Genomic DNA, 13644 nt, shown 5'->3' on the forward strand with positions numbered 1-13644 from the left:
ATACTCTAACTCTATGTGATTGAAAAGTAAAAATTCCCTATTTAGTTAAAAAAACGAAAGTGTGTTCGGTTTTTTAACGATTAAACTCCGCCTTCTTATTAAACTAGTTCCATTCTTGAAAAGCAAGTAAAAAGTCAATAACGCCTTTCATAAAGATCTATTTAAACTCAAATCTAATGTGTTTTTAATCATCATTCTGCTCTACTTTCACTAGCCTTAGAATAAAAAAAATGGTAAAATACAGCGTACTGGCAATTAATTTGCTAAGTTAGGAGTGAATAAAGTGATAAAAATTATCTTTATGTTTAGTGTAGCCTATTTACTTGGTTCCATTCCATCTGGTGTATGGATTGGTAAAAAGATGTATGGAAAAGATATTCGAGAGTTTGGCAGTGGAAATTCAGGAACAACAAACACTTTTCGTATTTTAGGTTTTAAAGCTGGTGTCATGGTTCTATTAGCAGATGTTTTAAAAGGAACATTGGCGGCTAGTCTTCCTTATTTTCTAAATTCTGATTTGAATCCCATGATTGTTGGGCTTGGTGCAATAGTTGGGCATACTTTTCCTATTTTCGCCCAATTTAAAGGTGGGAAAGCCGTTGCAACTAGTGCTGGCGTCTTATTAGCGTATAATCCCCCATTTTTTATTTTCTGTGTAGTTTTATTTTTGGTCATTCTTTATTTTTCAAGAATGGTAAGTTTTTCAAGTATTCTCGGCTTGTTCATTATCCTTCCTTCTAGTCTAGTCACGAATGATGTAGTATTAACAACAATAGCCGGAATTTTAGCTGTTTTTATTATCTATCGGCACAAAGACAATATCAAACGCATTCGACTTGGAACAGAAAGCAAAGTTCCGTTTGGATATGGATACAAGAAAACCAAAAAAGAGTCATAGCTAGATTGGAAACAACGAACAAATTAAAAGTCTGACAGGATAATCTGTCAGACTTTTTTTAAATTAAAAAATAGTAATCGTGTACTCGCAGTTAAATTGTTCGCTAGGTTTTAAGAATTGAATTCCTAACTTATCTTCTAGACGTCCAGTAGAGTCACTTGTGTCTGCAATGCCATACCAAGGCTCAATACAAACTAAAGGAGCTTTCAGTTTTGCAGGAGACCAGATTCCGACATATGGAAAATCTGTAAAGCTAACAGAAATACCGTGTGTTGTCTTGTCTGAAAGAATAGAAAAAACATTTTTATTCTTTGTTTCATAGATAAGTGCATCTTCATCAAAAAGACGCCATCTTAATGCAATATCTGTATTGGTTTGCCCTAAAGTTCGGTTATCGTAATCAATATAAGCTCCATTTAATGGGATAAGTGTTCGTGAACGCTTTGGCGAAAAACTTAAATAATAATCTTCAAAACTCGTCTCATCGGTTAAAGGGACATTAAAACCAGGATGTCCTCCAATAGAGAAATACATGGGTTCATCGGTATTTCTATTGTCCACTTGATAGCTAACGCTCACTGAAGAGTCTTCTAGTTGATACGTAATGTTCAAACAAAAATCAAAAGGATAGACTTTTTTTGATTCCTCATCGGATAAAAGAGACAACGTTACGGCTGTTTCACTCTGATTGGTTACCTCAAAAATACGATCTCTAGCAAAACCATGTTGATTCATACTATAGGTTTTATTGTTGTATTGGTATTGGTTATCTTTCAGACGTCCAACAAAAGGAAATAAAACAGGAGCCTGTCTATTCCAGTAAGTTGGATCTCCTTGCCAAAGATAGTCCGTGCTGTTCTGCTTGTTTTTCAAACTAACTTGTTCTGCACCCTTTTCTGAAATTTCAACCGTTATAAAGTGGTTTTCTAGTTTAATCAAAGCTCCCAGCTCCCTTATCATCTTAAGTGTTTTTAATAAAAGGTTTCTTTATCTAAAGCACTTTTAAATTTTTTGTTGTGGATACGAATGTAAGTCCCTTTCATACCAAGAGACTTAGACTCGATAATACCACCTGACTCTAATTTTCTCAATGCATTGACAATAACAGAGCGTGTAATGCCAATTTTATCTGCAATAATAGAAGTCGTTAACCGTCCCTCTGTTCCATTAAGTTCCTCAAAAATAGCTTTAACGGCTTTCATTTCACTATAAGACAATGTCTTGAGAGCAATTTGAACCATTGCGCTATTTCTTATTTCCTCTTCTATTTGAGTTGATTTTTTAAATAAAATTTCAATCCCAACGACCGTAGAAGCGTGTTCTCCTAAAATCAAATCATTGTCATCAAATTCTGGCGCAAGACGGGCTAGGATTAATGTTCCTAGCCGCTCACCCGCTGCGTAAATAGGGATAATAGTTGTCAAACCATTGATAAACAAATCCCTTGTTTCAATTGGAAAAATAGTATAATCACTCTCTATACCAATATTTGAACGAGTCTCACTAATTTCGAGCATACTCAAAGAATAGTCAAAAGGAAATTTTTCTGCCTTTAACATTTCTTTTACACGCTGATTGTTGATTTCATGTTTTTCATTAAAACCTAATAGATTTCCGGCTTCATCAATTAAATAGGCATTTACATTTAAAACGTCAGCTAAAATACTCGCCATATCGTTAAAGGGAAGTTGCCCTTCTTTAACTAACTCCGTATTTACCACTCCGCCTTTTTTTTGGAGCATTTGATTAATCATACGCATTTTTTGAAGCAATCCACTCATAGCTTATTCCTCCACGTCATTCGCGTTATTATAAGATATACCTACTCAAATCTTTGTCTTCAACAATGTGCGCAATTTTTTCGTCAACGTAGCTTCTCGTAATCGTAATGTCTCCCATTTGCATATCAGGTGCTTCAAATAAAAGGTCTTCTAATAACTTTTCTAAAATAGTATGCAAACGTCTTGCGCCGATATTATCCGTTTCTTGATTTACACGATAAGCAATATCAGCTAATCGCTCAATTGCTTCATACGTAAAGGTAACATCAATATTGTCGGTCGCAATCATGGCAATGTATTGTTTAACTAAGGCATTATTCGGTTCAGTTAAAATTTTAACAAAATCTTCTTTTGTTAAATCATTTAGTTCAACGCGAATAGGAAAACGTCCTTGTAATTCAGGAATTAAGTCACTTGGTTTAGAGACATGAAAAGCACCTGAAGCGATAAATAAGATGTAGTCCGTTTGAATAGTACCATACTTAGTCGATACTTGTGAGCCTTCAACAATTGGTAGGATATCCCTTTGTACACCCTCTCTAGATACTTCACCTGACTGGTTACTTTTAGAAGTAATCTTATCAAACTCATCAATAAAAATGATGCCTGAGTTTTGCGCTAAATGAATAGCTTTTGAGTAGATATCTTCTTGATTAACTAATTTTTCTGACTCCTCTTGAATTAAAATATCTAATGCTTCTTTAACTGTAACTGCTCGTTTAACTTTATTTTTTGGACGCAATGCACCCAATGTTTCATTTAAATCAATACCCATTTGTTCTAGGCCTGCATTCATCGGCGAGTTCATATTTTTTTTATGTTCTTTTATTTCAATGGTTACTTCTCTGTTATCCAATTGACCATTTCGAACTTGTTGTTTGATCGATTCACGATTAAGTGTAATGGTTTCGTTGACTTCTTCTTCCTCTTCGACAGGTTTTTCCTGATTAAAATTCATTCCTTGAAACATAGATTCAAATGGGTTTGATGCAGTTGATTGTTTCTTTTCTTTTTTTATACCAGGTACTAAAATTTTAACTAAACGATTCACAGCATTCTTTTCCGCTTGAAAATAAACGCTCGAGTGTTCTTGCTTTTCAACAATCACAATTGCAGCCTCTACTAAGTCGCGAACCATTGATTCGACATCTCGTCCAATATAACCCACTTCTGTAAACTTGGTTGCTTCAACTTTGATGAAGGGCGCTTTGACAATTGTAGCCAAGCGTCTAGCAATTTCAGTTTTCCCTACTCCGGTAGGCCCAATCATTAATAGATTCTTAGGTGTGATTTCTTTTCGCATTTCTTCGTCTAATTGCAAACGTCGATACCTATTGCGTAGAGCGACTGCAACTGATTTCTTAGCCTCTTTTTGACCAATAATATACTTATCTAATTCACTAACAATTTCTCTAGGTGTCCTATTTTCTGCTGTGTTCATCCTGTCATCACGTCCTTATAATTCTTCCACAATAATATTGTGGTTGGTATAAACACAAATATCAGCCGCTACGAGTAGACTCTCTTTTGCAATTTCTGCAGCGGTGAGATCTTTGCCGTATTTTTTTAAGGCTCTTCCTGCTGCTAGAGCGAAATTCCCACCAGACCCAATAGCTAAAATACCATCATCTGGTTGGATTACTTCACCTGAACCTGAGACCATAAGCATCTCGTCTTTGTTCATCACAATCAATAAAGCTTCTAATTTTTGAAGTGCACGGTCTGATCGCCATTCTTTAGCTAGTTCAACGGCTGCACGAGTTAAATTTCCTTTGTACTCACTTAGTTTCCCTTCAAATCGTTCTTCTAAGGTAAAGGCATCTGCAACACTTCCAGCAAAACCAACGAGTACTTCATCGTTATAGATCCGACGAACTTTACGAGCTGTTCCTTTCATAATAACACTTTCGCCCATTGTGACTTGACCGTCTCCAGACATGGCACAAGCGCCATTGTGTTGAATAGCAAATATAGTTGTTGCATGAAATGTTGTCATCTTTTTTCCTCCATTAACCTACCGTTGCTTTTTTTAAGCTCTTGGGTGGAATTTACGGTAATTTTTTTGTAAATGTTCTTTCGTAACATGGGCATAAATTTGCGTTGATGATAAACTAGCGTGTCCTAATAATTCTTGAACCGTTCTCATATCCGCTCCATTATTTAGTAAATGGGTTGCAAAAGTATGGCGCAGCATATGAGGATGGATTTTAGAGGTTAAACTACTTTTTTTAATGATTTGATTTAAAACGTATTCAATACCCGATGAAGATATGGGTGTCCCGTGTTGATTAACGAATAAGTAATGGTGTTGTTTTTCATACTTAATCATTAGAATATCTCGACCTTTTTCAAGGTATTCTTGTATCGCTGCTGCTGCATAGTGACCAAATGGAACGTAGCGTTCTTTATTACCTTTGCCACGGATGAGTAGAATGCCTAGATCAAAATCAATATCTTTCATGACAATATTCTTGCATTCGCTAAGTCGGATTCCAGTTCCGTATAATACTTCTAAAAGAGCTTCATTTCTAAAATCGAGCGGTTCTTTACCTTTAACAGCTTCAAATAGTACTGCTATTTCTTTTTCGTAAAAAAAGCGAGGCAAACGGAGCGCTTTCTTTTTTAGGTGAATATAAGAAAATGGATTCTCTGTTATGATTTGATTTTTTAAAAGGAATTGGTAAAAAGCCCTAAGACTTGAGATTTTTCTAGAAATCGTATTGCGACTCAATTGACGCTCACTCAGTTCACCTAAAAAAATACGAACATCTTGTAAGCCGACAGACTCATAACCTGATTTACCAGTGGCCGCTAAAAAATCTGTGAATTCATTGATATCTTCTTCGTAAGCTTTTTTAGTGAGTTCAGAATAATGTCGTTCAGTAATTAAATACAGCAGAAATATCTTTTTTAATTCAAGATTCGTCAAAAAAAATCCCTCCACTTCTATGACAAAATTACTTTATCATAGAAGTAAAAGGATTACAATTGATTAACTTGATTGTCGTTTAGATTAGTTTATGTTTTATTGTTTTTCTACTACCTAACTAGTTCTATTCGATAAGTTTGTTACGTAAAGCTTATTGCTGTGTTTCTTCTTTGTAATCACAGTGGCTACAAATGACTTGCGTTTTACCTTTTGTTTTCTTTTCAGTTAGGTAATGTTCGCACTTAGGGCAATTTCTACCAATAGGTTTATCCCATGAAACGAATTCACATGTTGGGTAACGATCACATCCATAAAACAAACGGTTTTTCTTAGATTTCCGCTCAATAACTTGTCCTTCTTTACATAATGGACAAGTAACGCCAATTTCTTTAACAATCGCTTTTGTGTTTCGGCATTCTGGAAAATTGCTACAAGCATAAAATTTCCCGTATCGCCCTAATTTGATGACCATTGGATGTCCGCATAATTCACAGTCAAAACCAGCAGGCTCATCTTTTATTTGAATTTTTTCAATATTTTCTTCTGCGTTTTCCACTTCTTTGATGAATGGCTTATAAAAACGGTCAATAACGTTGGTCCATTCTTCTTTTCCTTCTTCAACAGCATCTAAGTCTTCTTCCATTTCAGCGGTGAAGTGAATATCAACGATTTGTGGGAAATTTTCTACTACTAAGTTATTCACAATTAAGCCTAATTCAGTCGGCTCAAAGCGTTTACTTTGTATCTTAACATAATACCTCTTAAGAATCGTATTAAGTGTAGGAGCATACGTTGAAGGGCGTCCAACGCCATTTTCTTCTAGTGTCTTAATGAGTGTTGCTTCAGAATAGCGAGCAGGTGGCTGAGTGAAGTGTTGATTGGGTTCAATATCAACAGCAGTCACTGTATCGCCTTTTTCAAGTTCGGGCAAGCTATTCACTTTTTCTTCTTTACCATCATCTGTTCCTTCAACATAAACTTTTTGATATCCAGGGAATTTTAAAGTTGAGCCATTTGCTCTAAATAAAACCGTATCTTGAGTAATATCCACTTTTACCGTATCAAAAATTGCTGGCGTCATTTGGCTTGCAACTAATCGTGACCAAATTAAATTATATAACTTGTATTGGTCTTTTGTTAGGTATTTTTCAATATCTTTTGGTGTCCGCATGGTACTTGATGGTCGAATGGCTTCGTGGGCATCTTGTGCACTGACAGCCTTTTTCCCTAAACGCGGTTTTGAAGCAGAATATTCTGAACCAAATTCTTTAGTGATGTAGTCAACGACTTCATTCTTAGCAGAATCAGCTATCCGTGTGGAATCCGTTCTCATATAAGTAATCAAACCAACAGCCCCACCACGACCTAAAGAAATGCCTTCATAAAGTTGTTGAGCAATCATCATTGTTTTTTGTGTTCTAAAATTTAATTTTCTAGCTGCTTCTTGTTGCATACTACTTGTTTTGAATGGCAAAGCTGGATTACGTTTGCGTTCTTTTTTCGTTACGTTAGTTACATCATAATCTTCGCTCTTAATCGCTTGAATAACTTTTTTTACATCCGCTGCGTTCTTAAGATTTAGTTTTTTGCCATTTAGACCATGGAAATGAGCTTTGAATTTTTTAGTCCCTTTTTTAAAATTCCCTTCGATACTCCAATACTCTTCGGGTTCAAATTCAGCAATTTGTTGTTCTCTTTCACAAATCAATTTAAGTGTAATAGATTGCACACGTCCAGCACTTAACCCTTTTTTGACTTTTTTCCAAAGAATAGGACTGATAGTATACCCTACAAGGCGATCAAGTATTCGACGAGCTTGTTGGGAATCTACTAATTGCATATCGATTGAGCGAGGTTCTTTGAACGCTCCCTTAACCGCTTCTTTAGTAATTTCATTAAACGCAACTCTGTTTTTATCGTTGATATCTAATCCTAATAGGTGGCTAAGATGCCAGGCTATTGCTTCCCCTTCTCTATCCGGGTCAGCTGCAAGATAAACTTTTTCAGCTTTTTTTGCGAATTTTTTCAATTCTTTGATTAGTGGACCTTTGCCTCGAATTGAAATGTACTCAGGTTGATAATTATTTTCTACATCAATAGCCATACGACTTTTCGGTAAATCACGTATATGACCTAAACTAGCGACGACTTTATAGTTCTTACCTAAATATTTTTCAATTGTTTTTGCTTTAGCTGGTGATTCAACAATTACCAGGTATTTATAGGCCAATGAAATGCTCCTTTCAAGTGAGCTCATATTTTCTGTTTTCGGCTAGTTTTAACCAAAACATAAATCGTTAATCATCTTATGCCATCTCATACCTGTTTGTCAACTGTAGAAAGTTATAAATTAAAAACTATTTGCTTTTTATAGTCTGTTTCTTGACTATACTATAGAAGGAAAAATGTTGGTTTTCAATAAATAAATAACGTCATTTTATATCAAAAATAAATTCTTCTAGAATATCAGAAGCTGTCAAAACACATTTTGCTCCTTGCATAATTAATTGGTTAGTTCCTTGCGAATACGGGCTTGTAATGGGGCCTGGAACAGCAAAGACTTCTCGTCCTTCTTGTAGAGCAAGATTAGCGGTAATTAAACTCCCACTGTGATTTTGTGCTTCTACAACTAATGTGCCTAAAGATAAGCCAGCAATCAGCCTATTTCGCATTGGGAAATGGTAAGGCAATGGTTTTACACCTATTGGGTATTCCGATAATACAAGATGGTAATCTCCGATTTCTTTTTGTAATTTCTTGTGTTCGTAAGGGTAAGAATAGTCTAAACCTGAGCCAATTACAGCGATTGTTTTGCCACCTAATAAGATGGTTTTTTTATGGACTGCACAATCAATTCCTTTTGCCAATCCACTCACGGTTACAATCTTATTTTTGATTAATTCAGGCAACAATTGGTCTAAAGCTAAAGAACCATAAGGGGTATTATTTCTTGGGCCTACAATAGCTAATAAATTATCTTTTAGTAACCGTATATCTCCTCGATAAAATAAAAGTGCTGGTGGATTATAAATTTGTTTTAAATACTCTGGATAATGACAATCTAAAATAGTTATCCATTGAATATTTTGGTAAGCATATTTTTTCTTCAAACGTTCTGGTTCTATTCGATCATAACTTTCTAAAAAAGCTTGTTTGTTTTTAGTCGATAAATGAGCCGATTGAGCTAACTGATAGGCTGTTAAGGTTTGATCGTCTACTAGTGCAGCAACCATTCTAACCTGACTAATAGGCCCTATTCCTCGACAATGGGCTAGATGAAATATGTGCTGCTCTATCCGCTTTTTCTCCATGGATTTTCCCTCTACTCTTTTCTATTTATGATTGAATTCATTAATAGAGTATCCGCATTGTTAGACCTTATTCATTATTTAAAAAAAGACACCATCCCCATATAGTAAGGGACAGTGCCTATTTTTAGTTAAAAGGAGTTGTTCAGTGCTTGTCTAACAGGTGAAAAAGACTGACGATGGATCGGACAAACTCCTATTTTTTCTAACCCAGCTAAATGGCGCTTAGTCCCATAGCCAGAATTTTGAGCAAAACCGTAGCCAGGGTATAAAAGATCGTATTCAGCCATCATGCGATCACGAGTCACTTTTGCTACAATACTAGCTGCAGCAATAGATAAACTTTTACTGTCCCCTTTAATTAAACTTTCTTGTGGAATAGATGTTGGCAGTCTCATGGCATCAATTAGCAAATAATCAGGAACCTGTGGCAATTGTTGAATAGCTTCCAACATGGCCAATTTAGTTGCTTGATAAATGTTCACATCGTCAATAACCGTTTGATCTTTTATCCCGATCCCAATTCCTAAAGCGTGTTTTTGTATCTCTATAAAAAGTTGTTCTCTTTTTTCACTAGATAATTGTTTTGAGTCATTTATTCCTAAGATTTGGATGTCTGTTGGTAACATAACAGCAGCAGCTACTACAGGCCCAGCAAGAGGTCCACGGCCAACTTCATCAATTCCAGCGATCAAAGATAGCCCACTACCCCAAATCAGTTGTTCGTGTTCAAGCATGATTTTTAATTTTCGTTCTTTTTCTCGTTCTTTTTCTAAACGCTTTTCCCATGATGTTAAAGCTGTACTAACTCCTTTTCTTTGATCTAGTCGAAAGACAGCGATACGTTCATCTAAAGGGTGATTAATGTCGTTTAGTAAGGCTTTAATAGCAGCAATAGATAATGGTTTTTCCATTTATTTTTTTCTCGTTTCAGTCGTTGAATTTTTAGGAACTTCATCTAGTGTATAACGACCGACTTTACCATTACGTATTTCATAAATAATCATTTCAGCTGCTCGGCTATAGTCATCGATAAATCCTCTTCTTTCAGTAATCAACATCAATAAATCGGCAGGTACTAGAGTCATTTCCGCTTCAGTTAAACCATAACGAGCAGCAAGATTTGCGGGGTATCTTTCTTTCATAATTTCTAGACCATATAGTGCAATGTCATCTAATTGTAAAATAGTGTCTTTGATTGCCCCTGTCAAAGCTAGTTTCTTACCTACTTCAGGATCTTCAAATTTTGGCCATAAAATACCTGGTGTATCTAGTAAGTCTAGTTCTTTGTTCAATTTGAGCCATTGTTGAGCTTTTGTTACACCAGGTCGATTCCCTGTTTGAGCAACATTTTTTTTGATAAATCGGTTAATAAGCGTTGATTTGCCTACATTAGGAATACCAATACTCATCGCTCTTATTGGACGAGGTTTACGTCCTTGAGCAGCCATTCGATCAAATTTAGGTTTTAATAGCCTTTTTGCTTCACTCATAACTTTTTTCATTCCGATTCCCTCTTGAGCAACAATAGGAACGGCTGAAATACCTTGATCATTAAAATAAGCAACCCATTTTTGAACTAAAATAGCGTCAGCTAAATCACTTTTATTTAAAATAACAATCCGGGGTTTTTCTCCAATTAATTCATCCAGGATAGGATTGCGACTGGATAACGGAATTCTTGCATCCACTAGCTCGAATACAACATCTACTAGTGTAAGCTTTTCTGTAACTTGTCTTCTGGCTTTAGCCATATGTCCTGGAAACCATTGAATTGTCGGCATACTTTTTTCTCCTTTGACCATCCAAAAAAAAGAAAGGGGCGAAAAGGCCTCTTCCTTTTTTGGGGGTATCTTTTTATTTTTTATTCGTTTAGTTTACCAAAATTCTTTAACGGCCAAATCCGGATATCTATTGTCCCAGAAACAGTCGCTTCATCAATGAATCCGAATACGCGACCATCTAAAGAATTTGTCCGATTATCACCCATTACAAAATAAGTATCTTCTGGGACTTCTTCGACGCCAGCTACTGATGCTAGAGTAAAATCATCGGTTAATATTTCTCCAGGAATTAAGTTTTCTTTGACAGACTCTAAGTAATCTTCTTTAACTTCTGTTCCGTTTACATACAACGTTTCATCAACCACCCTTATCTCATCTCCAGGTAATCCAATCACTCTTTTAATGTATTGTTTACTTGAGGGTGTAGACTCTTGTGAGCTACTTGGTGCTGGGAAAACAATAATATCAAATCGATCAGGTTTCTCAATTTTATTCAAAATTAAACGATCGTTATCATGAAGTGTAGGCTCCATTGATTCTCCATCAACACTAACCGGTACGAATAAGAAATGACGAATAAGTAAAAAAACAGCTAAAGCAATTGCTACATACACTAATGTATTTCCCGCTTCAGAAATAAAATCTTTTTTCTTATTCTTTTTTTTAAATTCTTTATCTTTTGCACAGCGAGCTTTTCTAGGTTCAAAATTTTCTGTTTGCGAATCTCTTCCATCTGAATAAGTTGTTTTTCTCACTTATTACCACTACTTTCTATTAAATTATTGAACAATGGACAGACGTTTGAATGGATAATAAATCATCCTCGTTTCACCGATAATATCTGTTGCAGGAATAAATCCAAAATAACGACTATCATTACTAGATCTACGATTATCGCCAAGAACAAAATATTCATCCTCAGGAATGGTTATCTGACCTGTTATTTCTTCTAATGTAAAATCAGATGTCCATGTTCCACTAGCTTTATCAACAAATGAATTCGCTAAGAATGGTTCTTTTGTTAATATGTCATCTACATACAATTGATCGTTTTGGTAAGACAATTTCTCATTAGGCAAACCAATCACTCTTTTGACAAATATTCGATCTGAGTCATCTTTAAAAACGATTAAATCAAATCGATTGATGTGGTAAATCGTTCTTACGATGATTTCATCATCTTGTTGGAATGTTGGTATCATTGACGCACCTTCAATAGTCATTGGCAAAAAAATAAGATTCCGAAAGAAAATTGTTAGTACCATTGCAAATAAAAAGGGCTTAAACCAGTCCCATAAATGGCTCTTCCAAGTTTTTTTCTCCATAACTTTCGCTCCAAACTTATCTAATTGTTTCTATCATACAAGAAAAGGATTAAAATAACTATTTATTTCAAATAAAAGCAAGATTAAAAAAAGGAAAATACACCTTACCTTTCCTTTTTTAATCTTATCTAATTGCTTAATTTTTTTGTAAATAGTCGATTCCTTTTTCGTATTGTGTATCGTTGCCTTTTATTAATTCACGCAACTCTTCAATGACCGCTGTCGCTGTGTCACCAGAGACTACGCCACTTGTCTCTAACTGTTGCTCTGTTTGAAATTTTTTAACAGCTGAAACAGTCATTTCGTCAAAATACCCATCAATTGGACCTGTTTCGTAATCTAATGCAGCAACTATTTTTTCTAGATTCTCAACTTCAGCTGAAACATCACCTAATTTGTATTCTTTTGTACTATCAATAAGCAATAGCTTTGTGTAAGCTGGCAATTCAACTGAAATAGTTGGTTCTATGCCTTTTTTATGAATCCATTTACCAGATGGTGTTAACCATTTGGCAATCGTTAATTTTAACTCGCTATTATCTGAGAAACTAGCAACGGTTTGAACTGTGCCTTTACCAAATGTTTTGGTCCCAATAATAGGAATATCAGCAGATTCTTTCATTGCTCCTGCAAGAATTTCAGATGCACTGGCGCTTCCTTCATCAACTAAGAGAACAACTGGCTCTGTGACCTTAAATTCACCCATCGTTTCTTTATCAGCTAACAATTTAACTGGGTCTTGATCTTTTTCTTGTGTTTGCATGATAACAGAACCATCTTTGACAAACAGATTAGAAATAGTCAAAGCACCATCTAGTAGGCCACCTGGATTTTGTCTGACATCAAAAATAAAGGATTTCGCTCCCTGGGTGCGCAATTCTTTTATTGCTGTAACTAGTTCATCATATGTTGGATTTGAAAAGCTATTAATGGAAATATACCCAATCGTTTTGTCTTTCTCGTCCAAATTATAAACAACTGTTTCTACAGGAATTGTATCTCTAGTCACAGAAACTTCAAATTGAGTTTCGCCACGTTGGATGGTTAACAAGACTTCAGAACCTTTTTCACCACGAATAAACGAAACAGCTTCATTTAAAGATAAACCAGTTAACACTTTCTCGTCAGCTTTCAATAAGACATCATTAGGCTTTAACCCTACTTTTTCTGCTGGAGATCCAGCTATGGGAGAGACAATCATAATTGTATCTCCTTGTTTCATTACTTCAGCACCAATGCCTTCAAAAGACGCTGAAATCGTATCGTTTAAGGAGGTAGCTTCTGTTACGTTTAAATATTGTGTATAAGGGTCGCCAACAGCATCTACCATGCCAGATAATGCACCTTCAACAAGTTTACTTTCATCTATATCTTCAAAATATTGACTAAGAAGTTGGTCATATACGGCTTCAATTTTAGAAAGCTCTCCTGATTTGATACTTAGCTGTTCTTTATCTGGAACAGCTTGATTTACTTGTGTTGTAAACAGGTATGTTCCACCAATTGAGATAGCAGCAACAACAAACAAAGAAATAAGAAAGGTTTTCACCTTAACATGACGTTGTTTTTTCTTTTCTGGTTCTTCTTGCATAAGGTTAACTCCTTTCAAATCCGTTAGA

At 35.4% G+C, this 13644-nt stretch carries 13 protein-coding genes; 1 reads left to right on the forward strand and 12 read right to left on the reverse strand.

Annotation, left to right across the window (positions count from 1 at the left end):
- Nucleotides 1–301: 301 nt before the first annotated feature.
- Nucleotides 302–898 carry a glycerol-3-phosphate 1-O-acyltransferase PlsY gene (gene plsY, locus ACMHYH_RS05395; protein WP_414840352.1) on the forward strand — a complete coding sequence of 199 codons (597 nt, stop codon included), beginning with the start codon at nt 302–304 and terminating at the stop codon, nt 896–898.
- Between the two features lie 63 nt (nt 899–961).
- Here the strand turns inward: plsY and ACMHYH_RS05400 are convergent, their stop codons facing one another.
- From ACMHYH_RS05400 to ACMHYH_RS05455, 12 genes are all read right to left on the reverse strand, one after another.
- Complete coding sequence (locus tag ACMHYH_RS05400) at nt 962–1837, reverse strand: aldose 1-epimerase family protein (RefSeq protein WP_414840307.1); 876 nt, start codon at nt 1835–1837, stop codon at nt 962–964.
- Between the two features lie 32 nt (nt 1838–1869).
- Complete coding sequence (codY, locus tag ACMHYH_RS05405; protein ID WP_414840308.1) at nt 1870–2679, reverse strand: GTP-sensing pleiotropic transcriptional regulator CodY; 810 nt, start codon at nt 2677–2679, stop codon at nt 1870–1872.
- A 28-nt stretch (nt 2680–2707) separates the two neighbouring features.
- Nucleotides 2708–4120 carry an ATP-dependent protease ATPase subunit HslU gene (gene hslU, locus ACMHYH_RS05410; RefSeq protein ID WP_414840309.1) on the reverse strand — a complete coding sequence of 471 codons (1413 nt, stop codon included), beginning with the start codon at nt 4118–4120 and terminating at the stop codon, nt 2708–2710.
- Nucleotides 4121–4135: 15 nt separating this feature from the next.
- Nucleotides 4136–4675 (reverse strand): ATP-dependent protease subunit HslV, encoded by a 540-nt coding sequence (gene hslV / locus ACMHYH_RS05415; RefSeq protein ID WP_414840310.1) that lies wholly within the window; start codon nt 4673–4675, stop codon nt 4136–4138.
- Nucleotides 4676–4708: 33 nt separating this feature from the next.
- Entirely contained in the window at nt 4709–5608 is a 900-nt protein-coding gene (gene xerC, locus ACMHYH_RS05420; RefSeq protein WP_414840311.1) for a tyrosine recombinase XerC, read from the reverse strand.
- 151 nt (nt 5609–5759) lie between these two features.
- Nucleotides 5760–7838, reverse strand: a complete 2079-nt coding sequence (gene topA, locus ACMHYH_RS05425) for a type I DNA topoisomerase (RefSeq protein WP_414840312.1) — start codon at nt 7836–7838, stop codon at nt 5760–5762.
- Between the two features lie 202 nt (nt 7839–8040).
- Entirely contained in the window at nt 8041–8919 is an 879-nt protein-coding gene (dprA, locus tag ACMHYH_RS05430; RefSeq protein ID WP_414840313.1) for a DNA-processing protein DprA, read from the reverse strand.
- A 128-nt stretch (nt 8920–9047) separates the two neighbouring features.
- A complete protein-coding gene (locus ACMHYH_RS05435) occupies nt 9048–9830 on the reverse strand; it encodes a ribonuclease HII (RefSeq protein WP_414838408.1) in 783 nt (260 codons plus the stop codon).
- Nucleotides 9831–10700, reverse strand: a complete 870-nt coding sequence (gene ylqF / locus ACMHYH_RS05440) for a ribosome biogenesis GTPase YlqF (protein ID WP_414838409.1) — start codon at nt 10698–10700, stop codon at nt 9831–9833.
- Between the two features lie 80 nt (nt 10701–10780).
- Nucleotides 10781–11455 (reverse strand): signal peptidase I, encoded by a 675-nt coding sequence (gene lepB, locus ACMHYH_RS05445; RefSeq protein WP_414838410.1) that lies wholly within the window; start codon nt 11453–11455, stop codon nt 10781–10783.
- Nucleotides 11456–11479: 24 nt separating this feature from the next.
- Nucleotides 11480–12025, reverse strand: a complete 546-nt coding sequence (gene lepB, locus ACMHYH_RS05450; protein ID WP_414838411.1) for a signal peptidase I — start codon at nt 12023–12025, stop codon at nt 11480–11482.
- A 136-nt stretch (nt 12026–12161) separates the two neighbouring features.
- Entirely contained in the window at nt 12162–13616 is a 1455-nt protein-coding gene (locus ACMHYH_RS05455) for a S41 family peptidase (RefSeq protein ID WP_414838412.1), read from the reverse strand.
- Nucleotides 13617–13644 lie beyond the last annotated feature (28 nt).

The sequence above is a fragment of the Carnobacterium sp. TMP28 genome (genome assembly GCF_047553015.1).
Lineage (GTDB): Bacteria > Bacillota > Bacilli > Lactobacillales > Carnobacteriaceae > Carnobacterium_A.